Source organism: Pseudomonas sp. S3_C06 (genome assembly GCF_054667675.1).
Genome location: NZ_CP162747.1, coordinates 2,174,678 through 2,190,863, shown reverse-complemented (window position 1 = coordinate 2,190,863; position 16,186 = coordinate 2,174,678). Strand labels below are relative to the sequence as shown.

Sequence of the window (16,186 nt, the reverse complement as noted above, 5' to 3'; positions counted from 1 at the left end):
CCTAGAACTCCAGCTCGGCGCTGAAGTACATCACCCGGCGTTCGTCGTAATTGTTGTCAACGAAAGTGGTCGGCTCGTGGTCGAGACGCTGTTGCAGTACGCCAGCCAGTTGCAATTGTGCTTTGCCCAGCGCGATGCGTTTGGCGATGCGCGTGTCGACGCGCTCGAAACGGTAGCCGTTGAGTGCGTTGTCGCCGTAATAGAAGAGGGCGCTGTTCCAGCCATGGCCCCAGTCGCGCAGCCAGCCGGCCGAACCGCTGTTGCGTGAAGTGAACTGCTGATCCAGTGGGTTACTCGCCTCGGCATCGACAAAGGCGTAGGTGAAGCGCAAACGGTCGGCCAGGCTCACGCGCCAGTCGAGCTGGGTTTCCGTGCCACGAAAACGTGAGCTGTTGGCATTGCTGGCGATGTACTGGTTGTTACGTAGCGGTTCACTGATCATCCCGGTGATCTCGTCGTAGAACAGCTTCACATCCAGGGCCAGGCCCAGTTCGGCGAAATAGCCGTTGTAGCCCAGCTCGCGCGAGCGCATGTGTTCCTGATCGAGATCGCCGGGGCCGCGAGTCTTGACGAAGTAGCGCGCCGAAGACTGGCCATAGGCCGATGGGCGCAGGTTGCTGACCTGATAGCTCCAGTTCACATTGTTTTCGAACATGTCCGGCGAGCGGATCGCCTCCGAATACACCGCACGCAGGCCGTGGCGCGGGTTGATCAGGTAATTGACGGCGAAGCGCGGGGTCAGCGAACTGCCGATCAGTTGCGTGTTTTCGAACATCGCACCGCCCTGCAACAGCCAGTGTTCCGTGGCGCGCCATTCCAGTTGGCCGAACGCGCGCCAAGTGGTGTCGTCCAGCGTGCCATTGAAGTAAGTCTCGGAGTCGTCGCGGTCGTAACGATAGTTCATGCCGCTGACCAGACGCAGGCTGTCGGACAGGCTGAGGGTGTCCTGCAATTCGAGGTCGTAGCGCGATTCGCGGGCGCTCTGATCGATGTCGCCGCACAGGGTTCGGCTGGCGCCGTTGCGCCATTGATCAAGCACCTGATTGGCCAGGGCCATTTCCTGTGGCGTGCCGGGCGCCGCTCCGGGGCCGGTGAACCGGGTGATGTTGCGCGCCAGACGTTCGGTGTAATTCGGGTTGAGCTGCCACAGTTGCGTCAGTTCGGGGCTGAACGATACCTCGGCATCGCAGGCGCGCCAGGTTTGCTGACGATCCCAGTGTTGCGCCGAGCCTTGTATATAAAGGCTGTGCTCCGGGTTGATATCGAGATTCCAGCGCACCGAGCCGGCGTAATCCTTGGCGACTACGTCGGAATTGTTCCCGGCGGCGGTAATCCCGGAGAACACCGGGCGGTAGGTGTAGGGCCGCTGGTTGGTGCCGTCCTTGGCGTTGACCTGCCAGTCGAGGCTCTGGTTATCGCTGAGGGTGTGACTGACCGCGAGACTGAAGCGATTCAAGCGGCGGCTGTCACGGTAGTCTGCACCGCTGCGATCGCTGTCGAAGCCGTCATCTTCCTGACCGGACAGCGACAAGCGCAGATCACCACCATTCCAGCCGGTGCCCTGGCTGGCGTAAAAATCATTGATGCCACGCTGGCCACGGGTGTACTTCAGGCGAGTGCCGTGGCTGTCTGCCGGGTGACGGGTAATGATGTTGACCACTGCCATCAGCGCGTTGGCGCCATAACTGACAGTGTTCGGGCCGCGAAACACTTCGATGCGCTCGATGTCCTCCATGGCCACGGGGATATCGCTCCAGTCCACCGTGGACAAACCGGCGCGGTACACCGAGCGGCCGTCGATCAACACTTGCATGCGCCGTGCTTCGCTGGCGTTGGTGCCGTGATAATTGACGGCCGCCTGATTGCCGCTGATGTTGCCGACCATCATCCCTGGCACCAGGCGCAGCAGCTCACTGATGTCGCGGGCGCCGCTGGCGTTGATCAACTCGCTGTCGAGTACGGTCATGCTCCCCGGCACTTCCGCCGGTGTCTGTTTCAGGCGCGTGGCCGTCAGCACCTGCGGCAGTGCTTCGTTGTCCATGAACAGGTCGTCCGCCAGCACTAGCGGGCTGAACAGCAGCGCCAGCAAAAGGGACGAACGGGGAGGGGGAGGAGCGAAAAACACGACGCAGCCTTGATCGTAAAGATTTGGCGCGCATGTTAACCGAGCACCGTGACTTTTCCATTCACGTTAGTAGCATTTTCCTAGGTTTTATTGGTCTTCTTCCTACAAGTGTCGGTAATTGTTGCTGGGGCTGGCCGCGACCGGGCTGCCCCGTATAATGCCGCCATCGCCACTGGTATGGATTAACGGATTGCATATGACTGAACAGCGCCCGATTGCGGTCCTGGGAGGCGGAAGTTTTGGTACCGCCGTGGCCAATCTTTTGGCCGAGAATGGCCATCAAGTCCGGCAGTGGATGCGTGACCCCGAGCAGGCCGAGGCCATCCGGGTCAATCGCGAAAATCCGCGTTACCTCAAAGGCATCAAGATTCTGCCGGGGGTGACCGCCGTCACCGACCTGCAGGAAACCCTCGACGCCTGTGATTTGTGCTTCGTCGCGCTGCCGTCCAGCGCATTGCGCACGGTACTCGCCGCCCACGCCGAGCGGTTGAGCGGCAAGATGCTGGTCAGCCTGACCAAAGGCATCGAAGCCCAGACCTTCAAACTGATGAGCCAGATTCTTGAAGAGATCGCCCCGCAAGCGCGCATCGGCGTGCTGTCCGGGCCGAATCTGGCGCGGGAAATCGCCGAACATGCGCTGACCGCCACGGTGGTCGCCAGCGAAGACGAAGAACTCTGTAAACAAGTGCAAGCCGCGCTGCACGGTCGCACCTTCCGCGTTTACGCCAGTGCCGACCGTTTCGGCGTCGAGTTGGGCGGGGCGTTGAAAAACGTCTACGCGATCATCGCCGGCATGGCGGTGGCGCTGGAAATGGGCGAGAACACCAAGAGCATGCTGATCACTCGCGCATTGGCGGAAATGACCCGCTTTGCCGTGAATCAGGGGGCGAATCCCATGACTTTCCTTGGTCTGGCTGGCGTCGGCGATCTGATCGTGACCTGCTCATCGCCAAAAAGTCGCAACTATCAAGTCGGTTTCGCGCTGGGTCAGGGTTTGAGCCTCGACGAAGCGGTGTCGCGTCTTGGCGAAGTCGCCGAAGGCGTCAACACGCTCAAAGTGCTCAAGGCCAAGTCCCAGGAAGTCGGCGTGTACATGCCGCTGGTCGCCGGGCTGCATGCGATCCTCTTTGAAGGACGCACGCTGGAGCAGGTGATCGGTCTATTGATGCGGGCCGAGCCGAAAACCGACGTCGACTTTATTTCCACCAGTGGTTTCAACTGAGTGAGCCGGGAGTAGCAAGCCATGAACGATCCGAAAACCGAAGCCAAGTACGAATCCATCCTCCTGCGCGTGTTGTGGATGATCGTCTACGTGCTGGTCTGGCAAGTGGCGCAGTTCATCCTCGGCGCGGTGGTCCTGGTGCAACTGATCTATCGTTTGATCTATGGCGCCCCGAGCGCCAGCCTGATGAACTTCGGCGACAGCCTGAGCCAGTTTCTGGCGCAGATCGGCCGCTTCGGCAGTTTCCACAGCGACCAGAAACCGTGGCCGTTCGCCGACTGGCCAACGCCGCGTACCCCGGAAGGTGAAGCGCCGCACGCCGTGCCGCCGACACCGCACCCGGTCCGAGATGAGGAACCCAAGCTATGAAACTCTGGGTGTTGCGTCACGGTGAGGCCGTGCCTTACGGCTCGTGCCCCGATTCCGAGCGGGAACTGACCGAGCACGGTCGTAAAGAAGCCTTGAGCAGCGCGGCCCGTTTGATCGGCCAGCCGCTGACGGCGATCTACGCCAGCCCCTATCTGCGTGCGCAGCAAACCGCGCAGATTGTTCGCGAAGCGCTGGGTTTCGAGCCGGAAATCCGCACGGTGGAGTGGCTGACACCGGAAGTTGATCCGGACAAGGTGACCGATCAACTGGTGTCGGTGAGCAATGTGTTGCTGGTCAGCCATAACCCTTTGGTGGGCAATCTGCTGAGCTATCTGCAGCATGGCGCCGGGTATCCGCCGGAGAAGGTCAGTACTGCTGGCTTGGCCGAGCTGGAAAGCCCTGAGTTGCTGATTGGCTCGATGACCCTCAACAGCCTCAAACACCCGTAACGCTGATCCCTTGTGGGAGCGAGCCTGCTCGCGAAAGCGGCGTGTCATTCACCCTTTATGGGTCTGACACACTGCATTCGCGAGCAGGCTCGCTCCCACATTGGTTTCTGCGTACATCCTGAAATTATTTGTTTGAATTTTCCAACCAAGCACTTGCTTGGTTGACTACGCTTGCTCCAGACCCAAAAACAGGAGCGAGTCGCATGTCTGCTGCCTTCCGTTTGCCGCTGGACGTGTTCTACGAGCGTGAAGCCCGGCACCCGCGCCAGCGCTTTCTGGTGCAGCCCGTCGGTGGCGGCCAGGTCGAAACGCTGAGCTGGGCGGATGTCGGCCATCAGGCTCGCTGCGCCGCGCACTGGTTGCGCGCCCGCGAGTTGCCGCAAGGCAGTCACATCGCCCTGATCTCGAAAAACTGTGCACACTGGATCATCGCCGACCTGGCGATCTGGATGGCCGGGCACGTCTCCGTTCCGTTGTATCCCAACCTCACCGCCGACTCCGTCGCGCAAGTACTCAATCACTCGGAAAGCGTCCTGGCCTTCATTGGCAAACTCGACGATTGGCCGGGCATGGCCAAAGGCGTGCCGGCCGATTTGCCGACCATCAGCCTGCCGCTGCATCCGCCCGGGGATTTCGATTTCAGCTGGGCCGACCTGCAGCGCAGCTCACCGATTCAGGACGATCCGCGCCCGGCGGCCGAGCAACTGGCGACAATTATCTACACCTCCGGCACCACCGGCCTGCCCAAAGGCGTGATGCACAGTTTTGCCAATCTCGGTTTTGCCACGACCCGTGGCACGCAACTGTTCGGCCTCAACGAGAACGACCGACTGCTGTCGTACTTGCCGCTGTGCCACGTTGCCGAGCGCATGTTCGTTGAGCTGGCGTCGATCTACACCGGGCAGACAGTGTTCTTCGCCGAGAGCCTTGAGACGTTTATCACTGACTTGCAGCGCGCGCGGCCGACCGCGATGTTCGGCGTGCCGCGCATCTGGACCAAATTCCAGATGGGCGTGTACAGCAAGATCCCGGCCAAGCGCCTCGACTTCCTCCTTGGCCTGCCATTCATTGGCAAACGGGTCGGGCACAAAGTACTGGCGGGGCTGGGGCTGGACGCCTTGCGGGTAGCATTATCCGGTGCCGCGCCAGTGCCGCAGACCTTGCTTGCCTGGTATCAAAAACTCGGCCTTGATGTGCTGGAGGTCTATGGCATGACCGAGGGCTGCGGTTACTCGCACATCTGTCTGCCCGGGCAATACAAACAGGGCTGGATTGGCAAGCCGTGTCCGGATGTCGAAGTGCGCATCGATGAATCGGGCGAAGTGCAGGTACGCAGTCAGGCGAACATGCTCGGCTATTTCAAGGAGCCGCTGAAAACCGCAGAAACGATTACCGCGGATGGCTTTCTGCGCACCGGCGACAAGGGCGAAGAGGATGCAGAAGGGCACCTGCGCCTGACCGGTCGGCTCAAGGAAATCTTCAAGACCAGCAAGGGCAAATACGTCGCCCCGGCGCCGATTGAAAATCGCCTGGCGGTGCATTCACGGATCGAACAGGTGTGTGTGGTTGGCGACGGTTTGAGTGCGCCGCTGGGCTTGTGTGTGCTGTCGAGCGTCAATCAGGAAGAGGGCCGGGCAAGCCTGCATTCGAGCCTGGAAAAACTCCTGGAAGAGGTCAACGCCGTACTCGACAAGCACGAACGCCTGCGCCGACTGGTAGTGGTCAAAGACAGTTGGGCCGTGGAAAACGGCTTTCTCACACCGACCCTGAAGATCAAGCGCAATGTCATCGAGGACACTTACGGTGCGCGCTTCGAAGAATGGAGCGAGCGCAGCGAGGCGGTGCTGTGGCAGGATTGAGCGACCACTAAAACAACAAAGGAAGTCTGCGATGAGCTTGTGGCGCACCACCCCGAACATCGAGCAGTTGAACGCAATCCAGAAAAACACCATCGGCGAAGTACTCGACATCCGCTTCGAAGCGTTCGACGAAGAATCGCTGACCGCGAGCATGGTCATCGACCATCGCACTCATCAGCCGTATGGCTTGCTACACGGCGGCGCGTCGGTGGTACTGGCGGAGTCCGTCGGTTCGATGGCCAGTTACCTGTGCATCGATGCCAGCAAGTTTTATTGCGTGGGGCTTGAAATCAACGCCAACCATTTGCGCGGATTGCGCAGTGGACGGGTCACGGCGGTGGCCAAACCGATTCATATCGGACGCACCACCCATGTGTGGGACATTCGCTTGACCAGTGATGAAGGCAAGGCCAGTTGTGTGTCGCGGTTGACCATGGCAGTGGTACCGCTGGGTGAGCAGCCACCCTCACCCTAACCCTCTCCCAGAGGGAGAGGGGACTGACCGGGCTGGATGTTCGAGTTGCGCCGACCTGAGTTATCGAGCCGAACTCAGGTTTTGAAACTCATGCAAATCTGCTCCCTTCCCCCTCGCCCCCTTGGGGGAGAGGGCTGGGGTGAGGGGGTAGCGATCCGACTGACTCACCATAGCCCTGACCGGACTGTCATCATTACTGGCAGTTACGGTCATTGCTGTCGGGCGCGGTCTTACGGACAATCAACGCCACGTTTCCTGCTCATGGATTTACCAGCATGTCGCAACCGATCTTTTTCGCCCACGCCAACGGGTTTCCCTCGGGTACCTATGGCAAGTTGTTCGCGGCGCTGGCGCCCGAGTATCGGGTTGCACATCTGGAACAGCATGCCCATGACCCGCGTTTTCCGGCGGACGACAACTGGTACAACCTCGTTGATGAGCTGATCCACCATTTGCAGCAGCAGGATCAACCGGTGTGGGGCGTCGGCCATTCCTTTGGCGGTGTGTTGCATTTGCACGCAGCGCTGCGTTGTCCTGAGTTGTATCGCGGCGTGGTGATGCTTGACTCGCCGGTGCTGACCCGCACCGATCAATGGGTGATCCGTGCCGCCAAGCGCTTTGGTTTCATCGACAAATTGACTCCGGCAGGCCGCACCCTTGGTCGACGGGAAGAGTTCGCCGACCTCGACAGTGCGCGCAGCTATTTTGCTGGCAAGACACTGTTCCGTGGTTTCGATCCGGAATGCTTCGATGCCTACCTGCAGCACGGTTTGCATCAGGTTGGCGACAAGCTGCGCCTGCGCTTCGACCCGGCGACCGAGATCAGCATCTATCGCGGCGTGCCGCACACCAGCCCTGGCCGTACGCGTCAATTGCAGGTGCCGTTGGCGGTGGTGCGCGGGCACAAGAGTCGCGTGGTCATGCGCCATCACACCCGTTTCGTTTCACGTCTGGCCCAAGGCGAGGCACTGAGCATGCCCGGCGGACACATGTTCCCGCTTGAGCGTCCGCAGGACACCGCGCGCCTGTTGAAAAACCTGTTCAACCGCTGGGAAAACCGCCAGGACAAGGATTGCGCATGAGCCCGACCTTCGAAGAAGTGCGCCTGAGCCTGCCGCATATCGAACTGGCCGCGCATTTGTTCGGGCCCGAGGACGGTGTGCCGGTGATCGCGCTGCATGGCTGGCTCGACAACGCTAACAGCTTTGCCCGTTTGGCGCCGAAGCTCAAAGGCTTGCGCATCATCGCGCTGGACATGGCCGGGCACGGGCATTCCGGGCATCGGCCGAACGGTGCCGGGTATGCACTGTGGGACTATGCCCATGACGTGCTGCAAGTCGCCGAGCAACTGGGCTGGAAGCGGTTCGGCCTGCTTGGGCATTCGATGGGCGCGATTGTTTCGCTGGTGCTGGCGGGGTCGTTGCCGGAACGCATCAGCCATCTGGCGCTGATTGACGGCGTGGTTCCGCCTACAGACAAAGGCGAAAACGCCGCCGAACGTATGGGCATGGCCCTGCAAGCGCAACTGGATCTGCACGAGAAACGCAAACCGGTCTACAACACCCTCGACCGCGCTATCGAAGCGCGCATGAAAGGTCTGGTCGCAGTCAGCCGTGAGGCCGCCGAATTGCTGGCTCAGCGCGGACTGATGCCGGTGCCCGGTGGCTACACCTGGCGCACCGACAATCGCCTGACCCTGCCATCGCCGCTGCGCCTGACCGAGGAACAGGCGATGGCTTTCGCGCTGCGAGTCAGTTGCCCGGCGCACTTGGTGGTCGCGGCTGAGGGCATGCTGGCCAAACATCCCGAGTTGCTGGAACGTCTACCCTTTAGCCGGGAACAGTTGGCGGGCGGGCACCATTTGCACCTGAACGATGAGGCCGGGGCCGACCTTGTCGCAGACTGTTTCAATCGGTTCTTCGCCATTCCTTGACTTGCTGCGGGCAACTGTCGAGGCTGGTCGGGTTGAAATGGGAGACAACCACGATGGATTTCTATACCGCTGCGACCTCGAATTACCCAGTCATGCCGATCCGATGAGCCTGACTATGCGGTCACTCAGTCTGTTGGCACTGTGCTGTTTCAGTACCGTTTCGTTCGCCGCCGATGTGCCGGGCAGTCAGGATCTGCAGATCGTGCCGCGTCTGGCCGATGCACAGATCGTCGACTATCGCCCTCCGGTTGAACTGGAGCGCATCTATCCGCTGGGCTCGATCCGCAAGATCAGTGGCCAGCTGCGTTTCGACGGTCAGGTCACCGCCCGTGGCCAGACCACTTCGGTGACCTACGAATTGCCGCCCGAACACTCCGCCACCGAAGCCTTTACCGCTGCTCGCGAAGCCCTGCAAAAACAGGACGCCGAATTGCTGTTCTGGTGTCAGGCGCGTGATTGCGGCGAAAGCAGCCTGTGGGCCAACGAGGTGTTCGGTAACGCCAAACTGTATGGCGCCGACGAGCAACAGGCCTATCTGCTGTTGAGGCTGGCGGCACCGCGGGACAACACGCTGGTGGCGCTTTACAGCATCACCCGCGGCAATCGCAAAGCCTATCTGCATGTCGAACAATTCGAGGCAGTGGCACCGCTGGGTGAGTTGCTGCCGACCTCGGCGACCCTGTTACGTCAGCTCAAAAGCACCGGTGAGCTGGACTTCCCTGATCGCGTGAATGAGCCGGATGACACCTGGCTACGCCTGATTTCCCGAGGTCTTAACCTTGACACGACGTTGCGCGTCACGGTATCCGGGCCCAAGGCCGAAGCCTGGCGTGAGGCGCTGATCAATCAGGGTGTTCGGGCGGCACGCATGGAAACCGGCAGTGTCGAAGGCTCTGGCCTGCGCATCGATCTGTTGCGTTAAGCTGTTGCGGGCGAGCACGAACCGCGTGTTCGCCTACTCTTTGCCTGACTGACTTTTTCGAGACCTTACATGCTCAATAACGATCGCCTGCTGGTGCAGATCCTGCTGCTGGTGTTGTTTGGTGCCAGCCTGTGGGTGATGGCGCCGTTCTGGTCGGCGCTGTTCTGGGGCGCGGTGCTGGCGTTTGCCAGTTGGCCGCTGATGCGCCTGCTGACCCGTTGGCTCAATGGTCGCGAGTCCTTGGCTGCGGCGATTCTGACGTTGGGCTGGATGCTGCTGGTGGCGGCGCCGCTGGTGTGGCTGGGGTTCAACCTGGCCGATCATGTGCGTGATGCCACGGCGTTTATCAAGGATGTGCAGGTCGACGGTCTGCCTGAGGCGCCGGCGTGGCTGGGGACTGTGCCGTTTGTGGGCGAGCGCCTGGTCGGGTTGTGGAACAGCATTGATCAGCAGGGTGCCGCATTGATGGTATCGATCAAACCCTATCTGGGGCAGGTCGGTAACTGGCTGCTGGCGCGCAGTGCGCAGATTGGTGGTGGCATTCTCGAACTGACGTTGAGCATTGTCTTTGTGTTCTTTTTCTACCGTGACGGGCCGCGACTGGCGGCGTTTGTGCACAGTTTGCTGGAGCGCTTGATCGGCGATCGCGCCGGGTATTACATCGAGCTGGTGGCCGGTACGGTGCAGCGGGTGGTCAACGGCGTGATCGGCACGGCGGCGGCGCAGGCGGTTCTGGCGTTGATCGGGTTTTTGATTGCCGGGGTGCCGGGGGCGTTGGTGCTGGGGATTGTCACCTTTCTGTTGAGTCTGATTCCGATGGGGCCGCCGTTGGTGTGGGTGCCGGCGACGGCCTGGCTGGCGTGGAAGGGTGAGTATGGGATGGCGGTGTTTCTCGGGATCTGGGGGACATTCATCATCAGTGGCGTGGATAACGTGCTCAAGCCGTATCTGATCAGTCGCGGCGGGAATTTGCCGTTGGTGATTGTGTTGCTTGGGGTGTTTGGCGGGTTGATTGCGTTTGGGTTTATCGGGTTGTTTATCGGGCCTACGTTGTTGGCGGTGGCTTATAGTTTGTTGACGGATTGGAGCAAGAGTCAGGGGCGGGTTGAAGAGCGACGCTGATTTTTGTGGGTATATCCGTTGCTGCGGGTGTTGCTGATTAAGGTTCCGCCCTTACGGCGGGTCACTTTTGGCAAACGCCCCAAAAGTAACCAAAAGGGCTTGCTCCTGCGTGCGGCCCGCTCGCTGGGGCTCGGGGTTCCTTCGCTCCGGGATCGATCCGGGCGCAGCGTCTACGGTTTGCTTCGCTGCACCTCCTCCCGCTGTGTTTGGCTTCGCCAAACGGTCGCTGCGCTCCCACGCCCGGATCAATCCCTCCACTCAGCCTTCCGACGTCGCCCTACAGATCAAGAGCTGCAGCCGAGCTAACGCTCATCCTGTTGAGTGGTGAAGAGCAAGTGTTCGGCTTCTGTTTTGTGGTGGATTTGCCCCTCATCGGAACGCCGCCCGCCCAGCCCTCTCCCGAAGGAGAGGGAGCCGATTTGTGTGCTTTTCAAAGCCTGCGTTCGACGCGGTATTTCACGTCGGCGTATCTCCCCCAAACACCTCGGTCAGTCCCCTCTCCCTCTGGGAGAGGGCTAGGGTGAGGGGCTTTTGATTTTCCGCGGCGAATAATGGCGTCGACTCAAGTCGCTACATTCAAATACTTGCCCACCGACGCCGTCTTCTCCAGCGAGTACTGCTTGCTCAAATTGGCAATCATGCGGTTCAGCGCTTCAGTGGTGCTCTGGGTCGAAGCGGTCTGTTCTTCATCCGGCCGTTCTCGCCCTGCCTGTAAAGCCGCTTTCAGCTCGTCGCTGCTGACACCGCCGCTGCTGTCGCTATCGAGAATCTTGAGCAGCGCGGCACTGGTGTCAGTGCTGGTGGTTGAAGTCGCGCTGTCGCTGGTTTGCAGTGCGCTGCTGAGTTCTGTCGCGGTCACGCTGCCGTCGCCATCGGTGTCGAGTTGGCTGAACAGTTCGTCGCTGTCGATTTGTGGTGGCGGAGGCGGCGGTGGGGTCAGGCTGGCGGTGAGTTCGTCCTGGCTGACGGTGCCGTCCTTGTTCTTGTCGAGTGCGGAGAAGAGTTCGTTGCTGTCGGCGGTGCTGCCGGCGCTGGTCAGGCCGCTGCTCAGTTCGTCGCTGCTGATGGCGCCGTCGCCATCGGTGTCGAGGGCGCTGATCAGGGCGTCCGCCAGGTCGGTGTCGGGGGCTTGATCACCGGGCGGCGGCGGGGGCGCCATGGCGGTCATTTCTTCGGCGCTGAGGCTGCCGCTGTCGTCGCTGTCCAGATCGCCGAATTGTTTGCTCAGGTTGACCAGCAGGCCGTCGTCGGACTTCTGCGACAGGGCGCTTTTCAGTTCGTCCTGGTCCACCGCGCCGTCGCTGTTGCTGTCGAGTTTGGCGAACAGTTCTTTTTGCAGTTGCTGGCTGCGCGCGTTTTGCGTGGAGGTGCTGCTGGTGCTGGTATAGCTCGTGTAGTTGCTGACGCTACCGATCATCGGACTCACTCCCTGGAATGGCAAACCGGTGGGTGCACCGGCTTATGCAGGGTCAGGGCGCAAGTTGTCCGGGGTATGTGGGGTTTGTACCGGACGGTACACACGGCAGAATGAACACCGCCAAACCCTGTGGGAGCGAGCCTGCTCACGAAGAGGCCGGTACATTAACAAGAGATGTTGGATCAGTTGACGCCTTCGCGAGCAGGCTCGCTCCCACAGTGAGTCGGTGGCGTTCTCAGGGGCGTGGCAGGCGAATGATGGCGGTAAGGCCGCCGCCCGGGGTTTCTTCAAGATTGAGCTGGCCACCCAAACGTTGCGCCGCCTCGCGAGCAATGGTCATCCCTAGCCCCACACCGCCGGAATTGCGATTACGCGAGCCTTCCAGCCGATAAAACGGTTCAAACACCGCTTCACGCTTGTCTTCGGCAATTCCCGGGCCGTGGTCGATCACGCGAATCAGCAGTTGTTCGCGCTGATCCTGCAGTTCAATCCGCGCCTGCCCGGCGTAACGCAGGGCGTTGTCCATCAGGTTATTGATGCACGAACGCAACGCCATCGGTTGTACCGGCAGCGGTGTGCAATGGCCGCTGACCTGCACGTCGGCGCCTTGGTCCTGAGCGTTTTCGCACAGCGATTCGACCAGCGCCTGCACATCCATCAACTGCAAGGCTTCGCTGGTGCGTTGTTCGTGCAGGTAGGTGAGGGTGGCGTCGAGCATGCCGATCATGTCGTCCAGGTCCTGACGCATCTGGCCTTGCAGCTTTTCGTCGCTGATATTTTCCAGGCGCAGTTTCAGCCGAGACAGCGGCGTGCGCAGGTCGTGGGATACGGCACCGAGCATGCGTGCGCGTTGCTGCACCTGTTCGCGAATGCGCCGCTGCATCAGGTTGAAGGTGTGCGCCGCTTGCCGTGCTTCTCGCGGGCCAGACTCATCAAGTGGCGGGCTGTCGAGGTCTTCGCTGAGGCGTTCGGCGGCGTCGCTCAGGCGCTGGATCGGGCGACTGAGCAGTTTGGCGCCGTACCACGCCGCGATCATCAGCGTGATGAACTGGAAGGTCAGCGGCACCACCGGCCCACCGAACCATGGGCGCGGGGGCCGTGGCGGGTAGCGCGGGTCCTGCGCCATCGGTTGGCCGTCGGCGCCCTGGGAGAACTCCGGAGGTGGCGGAGGCGGGGGCGGGCCGTAGAGGCGGAACCAGGTAAAAGCCAGCAGGTGCGCGAGGACGATCGCCACGAACAGCACGCCAAACAGGCGGCCGAACAGCGTGTCGAAGCGCGCCCGCATCAGCCGATGTCTCGCGCGTCGAACAGGTAACCTTCACCGCGCACGGTTTTGATCAGCTGTGGGGCTTTCGGATCGTCGCCGAGTTTTTGCCGCAGACGCGACACCAGCAGATCGATGCTGCGGTCGAAGGCTTCGATTGAGCGACCACGGGCAGCATCGAGCAATTGTTCGCGGCTGAGCACCCGACGCGGTTTTTCGATAAACACCCAGAGCAGGCGGAATTCGGCGTTGGACAGCGGCACTACGAGACCATCGTCGGCGATCAACTGGCGCAGAACGCTGTTCAAGCGCCAGTTGTCGAAACGGATGTTGGCCCGCTGTTCGGTTCGGTCATCGCGCACCCGACGCAGAATCGTTTGAATGCGGGCGACCAGTTCACGTGGTTCGAACGGCTTGGCCATGTAGTCATCGGCGCCCAGTTCCAGGCCGATGATACGGTCGGTCGGTTCACAGCGGGCGGTGAGCATCAGGATCGGGATGTCCGATTCGGCGCGCAGCCAGCGGCACAGCGACAAGCCGTCTTCGCCGGGTAGCATCAGATCCAGCACGACGACGTCGAAATGCTCGGCCAGCATCGCCTGGCGCATGGCTGCACCGTCGGTGACGCCGCTGGCGTGGATGTTGAAGCGCGCGAGGTAATCGATCATCAGCTCGCGGATCGGCACGTCGTCATCGACGATCAGCGCACGAATGCTCCAGCGCTTGTCGTCTTTAGGCTCATCCGTCGCGGTCATTTGGTTGTTGTGCATGAGGCTGTTCATCTGCCAGTAGGCCGCCAACCACAAAAGATGGGCTGCGAGGTGGTGGTTTCAGCATAGGCGTCCAGCCGTGAGGCGGGAAGTACTGATGTAAGGACGTGTTGCGGCTGGCGAGGCTAGCGCGGGCGCTTGTTGCTGGCGTGTCGGCTGTGTATCGGAGTCGACACAATAGCAGCGAGCGCTATGCTGATCACGGCCGGCGCGACGATTTACCGATCATCGGGTGCCGCGCTGCCGCCGGTTCCGCTACAATGCGCGCCGATTTCGACCTGCCTGAGAGCCCATTCATGTCCGCCTGCCAGACTCCTATCATCGTCGCCCTGGATTTCCCCACCCGTGACGCCGCACTGAAGCTGGCCGACCAGTTGGACCCGAAACTGTGCCGGGTCAAAGTGGGCAAGGAACTGTTCACCAGTTGCGCCGCAGAAATTGTCGGCACCCTGCGTGACAAGGGTTTTGAAGTATTCCTCGACCTGAAATTCCATGACATTCCCAACACCACCGCGATGGCCGTGAAAGCCGCCGCCGAGATGGGCGTGTGGATGGTCAACGTGCATTGCTCCGGTGGCATGCGCATGATGGCCGCCTGCCGTGAAGAGCTGGACAAGCGTAGCGGCCCGCAACCGCTGCTGATCGGCGTGACCGTGCTGACCAGCATGGAGCGTGAAGACCTCGCCGGTATCGGCCTGGATATCGAACCGCAGGAACAAGTGCTGCGACTGGCTGCACTGGCCGAAAAGGCTGGCATGGACGGTCTGGTGTGCTCGGCGCTGGAAGCCACGGCACTGAAAACCGCGCATCCGTCGCTGCAACTGGTGACCCCGGGGATTCGTCCGGCGGGCAGCGCGCAGGACGATCAACGCCGCATTCTGACCCCGCGTCAGGCACTGGATGCCGGTTCCGACTATCTGGTGATCGGCCGTCCGATCAGCCAGGCGGCTGATCCGGCACAGGCGCTGGCGTCGGTTGTCGCCGAAATCGCCTAAGCCACACTGAAGATCCAAATGTGGGAGCGAGCCTGCTCGCGAAGAGGGTGTATCAGTCGAAGTCAGTATCGACTGAACCACCGCTTTCGCGAGCAGGCTCGCTCCCACATTGGTTTTTGTGCTGGCCTTAAACCTTCAACACCAACTTGCCGAAGTTCTCACCGCTGAACAATTTCATCAGCGTCTCCGGAAAAGTCTCCAGGCCTTCGACGATATCTTCCTTGCTCTTGAGCTGCCCCTTGGCCATCCACCCGGCCATTTCCTGCGCTGCATTCGCGTACTGCGCGGCATAGTCCATCACCACAAAACCTTCCATCCGCGCGCGATTGACCAGCAGCGACAGATAGTTGGCCGGGCCTTTGACTGCTTCCTTGTTGTTGTACTGGCTGATCGCGCCGCAGATCACTACACGCGCCTTCATGTTCAAGCGGCTCAATACCGCATCGAGGATGTCGCCACCGACGTTGTCGAAGTACACGTCCACACCTTTCGGGCATTCGCGTTTAAGTCCCGCCACGACATCTTCGGACTTGTAATCGATGGCACCGTCAAAGCCCAGTTCATCGATGAGGAATTTGCACTTGTCGGCGCCGCCGGCAATGCCGACCACCCGGCAGCCTTTGATCTTGGCAATCTGCCCGGCAATGCTGCCCACCGCGCCCGCCGCACCGGACAAGACAACAGTGTCGCCGGCCTTCGGTGCGCCGACATCCAGCAGAGCAAAGTAAGCGGTCATGCCGGTCATGCCCAGTGCCGACAGATAAACCGGCAGCGGTGCCAGTTTCGGATCGACTTTGTAGAAACCTCTTGGCTCGCCGAGGAAGTAATCCTGCACGCCAATGGCACCGTTGACGTAGTCGCCGACGGCAAATCCGGGATTGTTCGAGGCGATGACTTTTCCCACGCCCAGTGCACGCATGACTTCGCCGATACCGACCGGGGGGATGTAGGACTTGCCTTCGTTCATCCAGCCACGCATGGCCGGGTCGAGGGACAGGTATTCGTTCTTGACCAGAATCTGGTTCGCTGCCGGTTCGCCCACCGGTACTTCCTGATAGGTGAAGGTCTCGCGGTTGGCCGCACCCACCGGGCGTTTGGCGAGCAGGAACTGGCGATTGGTCTGGTTGGTCATGGCAGGCACTCGAACGGAATGAAGCCTTGTTGATAGACCCTCAGCGGCATTGGCGCAAGGTTGGCTGATGCGGCGAATGCACGCCGATCCAGTGCAGTGATAATCACTGGCATGGTTTTATCACTGCGGTGC

Annotated in this window: 15 protein-coding genes; 10 read left to right on the top strand and 5 right to left on the bottom strand. The window is 60.9% G+C overall.

From position 1 onward, the window contains the following. Nucleotide 1: 1 nt before the first annotated feature. The gene (locus AB4N44_RS09570) at nucleotides 2-2,125 is read right to left on the bottom strand and encodes a TonB-dependent receptor plug domain-containing protein (protein WP_460109138.1); all 2,124 of its coding nucleotides are present in this window, start codon (nucleotides 2,123-2,125) and stop codon (nucleotides 2-4) included. A 196-nt stretch (nucleotides 2,126-2,321) separates the two neighbouring features. Between AB4N44_RS09570 and AB4N44_RS09565 the strand changes: the two genes are divergently transcribed. From AB4N44_RS09565 to AB4N44_RS09525, 9 genes are all read left to right on the top strand, one after another. Then, nucleotides 2,322-3,347 (top strand): NAD(P)H-dependent glycerol-3-phosphate dehydrogenase, encoded by a 1,026-nt coding sequence (locus tag AB4N44_RS09565; RefSeq protein ID WP_064391581.1) that lies wholly within the window; start codon nucleotides 2,322-2,324, stop codon nucleotides 3,345-3,347. A 21-nt stretch (nucleotides 3,348-3,368) separates the two neighbouring features. After that, a complete protein-coding gene (locus AB4N44_RS09560) occupies nucleotides 3,369-3,716 on the top strand; it encodes a DUF4389 domain-containing protein (RefSeq protein WP_150750540.1) in 348 nt (115 codons plus the stop codon). Beyond that, a complete protein-coding gene (sixA, locus tag AB4N44_RS09555; RefSeq protein WP_007917466.1) occupies nucleotides 3,713-4,165 on the top strand; it encodes a phosphohistidine phosphatase SixA in 453 nt (150 codons plus the stop codon). Before AB4N44_RS09560 ends, sixA begins: the two co-directional genes overlap by 4 nt. Before the next feature lie 203 nt (nucleotides 4,166-4,368). Continuing rightward, on the top strand, nucleotides 4,369-6,024 hold the full coding sequence (locus AB4N44_RS09550) for an AMP-binding protein (RefSeq protein WP_460109141.1): 1,656 nt from the start codon (nucleotides 4,369-4,371) through the stop codon (nucleotides 6,022-6,024). A gap of 31 nt (nucleotides 6,025-6,055) precedes the next feature. Then, nucleotides 6,056-6,499, top strand: a complete 444-nt coding sequence (locus AB4N44_RS09545; RefSeq protein WP_077574107.1) for a hotdog fold thioesterase — start codon at nucleotides 6,056-6,058, stop codon at nucleotides 6,497-6,499. Nucleotides 6,500-6,774: 275 nt separating this feature from the next. After that, on the top strand, nucleotides 6,775-7,581 hold the full coding sequence (locus AB4N44_RS09540) for an alpha/beta fold hydrolase (protein ID WP_127929363.1): 807 nt from the start codon (nucleotides 6,775-6,777) through the stop codon (nucleotides 7,579-7,581). Beyond that, the gene (locus AB4N44_RS09535) at nucleotides 7,578-8,432 is read left to right on the top strand and encodes an alpha/beta hydrolase (protein WP_160041438.1); all 855 of its coding nucleotides are present in this window, start codon (nucleotides 7,578-7,580) and stop codon (nucleotides 8,430-8,432) included. Before AB4N44_RS09540 ends, AB4N44_RS09535 begins: the two co-directional genes overlap by 4 nt. A 115-nt stretch (nucleotides 8,433-8,547) precedes the next feature. Continuing rightward, nucleotides 8,548-9,354: a DUF4892 domain-containing protein gene (locus AB4N44_RS09530; protein WP_095120607.1), complete on the top strand. Its 807-nt coding sequence runs from the start codon at nucleotides 8,548-8,550 to the stop codon at nucleotides 9,352-9,354. A gap of 69 nt (nucleotides 9,355-9,423) precedes the next feature. Next, the gene (locus AB4N44_RS09525) at nucleotides 9,424-10,476 is read left to right on the top strand and encodes an AI-2E family transporter (RefSeq protein ID WP_150775981.1); all 1,053 of its coding nucleotides are present in this window, start codon (nucleotides 9,424-9,426) and stop codon (nucleotides 10,474-10,476) included. A 562-nt stretch (nucleotides 10,477-11,038) separates the two neighbouring features. Here AB4N44_RS09525 and xopAW read toward each other — a convergent pair. The 3 genes from xopAW to AB4N44_RS09510 form a co-directional block, all read right to left on the bottom strand. After that, nucleotides 11,039-11,893 (bottom strand): XopAW family type III secretion system calcium-binding effector, encoded by an 855-nt coding sequence (gene xopAW, locus AB4N44_RS09520; RefSeq protein ID WP_460109145.1) that lies wholly within the window; start codon nucleotides 11,891-11,893, stop codon nucleotides 11,039-11,041. A gap of 235 nt (nucleotides 11,894-12,128) precedes the next feature. Then, nucleotides 12,129-13,178, bottom strand: coding sequence for a sensor histidine kinase (locus tag AB4N44_RS09515; protein WP_077574101.1), 1,050 nt, complete (start codon nucleotides 13,176-13,178; stop codon nucleotides 12,129-12,131). Beyond that, entirely contained in the window at nucleotides 13,178-13,927 is a 750-nt protein-coding gene (locus AB4N44_RS09510) for a response regulator (RefSeq protein WP_446730731.1), read from the bottom strand. Before AB4N44_RS09510 ends, AB4N44_RS09515 begins: the two co-directional genes overlap by 1 nt. A gap of 296 nt (nucleotides 13,928-14,223) precedes the next feature. On the opposite strand from AB4N44_RS09510, the gene pyrF reads away from it, so the two are divergent. Further along, a complete protein-coding gene (gene pyrF / locus AB4N44_RS09505) occupies nucleotides 14,224-14,922 on the top strand; it encodes an orotidine-5'-phosphate decarboxylase (protein WP_162483045.1) in 699 nt (232 codons plus the stop codon). 127 nt (nucleotides 14,923-15,049) lie between these two features. On the opposite strand, the gene AB4N44_RS09500 is transcribed toward pyrF, so the two are convergent. Then, nucleotides 15,050-16,054 (bottom strand): NADP-dependent oxidoreductase, encoded by a 1,005-nt coding sequence (locus AB4N44_RS09500; protein ID WP_150750545.1) that lies wholly within the window; start codon nucleotides 16,052-16,054, stop codon nucleotides 15,050-15,052. Nucleotides 16,055-16,186 lie beyond the last annotated feature (132 nt).

Bases quoted from the DNA above. Each gene is read 5' to 3' on its own strand.
- AB4N44_RS09565 (WP_064391581.1), top strand. From the start codon at position 2,322: ATGACTGAACAGCGCCCGATTGCGGTCCTGGGAGGCGGAAGTTTTGGT.
- AB4N44_RS09560 (WP_150750540.1), top strand. From the start codon at position 3,369: ATGAACGATCCGAAAACCGAAGCCAAGTACGAATCCATCCTCCTGCGC.
- sixA (WP_007917466.1), top strand. From the start codon at position 3,713: ATGAAACTCTGGGTGTTGCGTCACGGTGAGGCCGTGCCTTACGGCTCG.
- AB4N44_RS09550 (WP_460109141.1), top strand. From the start codon at position 4,369: ATGTCTGCTGCCTTCCGTTTGCCGCTGGACGTGTTCTACGAGCGTGAA.
- AB4N44_RS09545 (WP_077574107.1), top strand. From the start codon at position 6,056: ATGAGCTTGTGGCGCACCACCCCGAACATCGAGCAGTTGAACGCAATC.
- AB4N44_RS09540 (WP_127929363.1), top strand. From the start codon at position 6,775: ATGTCGCAACCGATCTTTTTCGCCCACGCCAACGGGTTTCCCTCGGGT.
- AB4N44_RS09535 (WP_160041438.1), top strand. From the start codon at position 7,578: ATGAGCCCGACCTTCGAAGAAGTGCGCCTGAGCCTGCCGCATATCGAA.
- AB4N44_RS09530 (WP_095120607.1), top strand. From the start codon at position 8,548: ATGCGGTCACTCAGTCTGTTGGCACTGTGCTGTTTCAGTACCGTTTCG.
- AB4N44_RS09525 (WP_150775981.1), top strand. From the start codon at position 9,424: ATGCTCAATAACGATCGCCTGCTGGTGCAGATCCTGCTGCTGGTGTTG.
- xopAW (WP_460109145.1), bottom strand. From the start codon at position 11,893: ATGATCGGTAGCGTCAGCAACTACACGAGCTATACCAGCACCAGCAGC.
- AB4N44_RS09515 (WP_077574101.1), bottom strand. From the start codon at position 13,178: ATGCGGGCGCGCTTCGACACGCTGTTCGGCCGCCTGTTTGGCGTGCTG.
- AB4N44_RS09510 (WP_446730731.1), bottom strand. From the start codon at position 13,927: ATGCACAACAACCAAATGACCGCGACGGATGAGCCTAAAGACGACAAG.
- pyrF (WP_162483045.1), top strand. From the start codon at position 14,224: ATGTCCGCCTGCCAGACTCCTATCATCGTCGCCCTGGATTTCCCCACC.
- AB4N44_RS09500 (WP_150750545.1), bottom strand. From the start codon at position 16,054: ATGACCAACCAGACCAATCGCCAGTTCCTGCTCGCCAAACGCCCGGTG.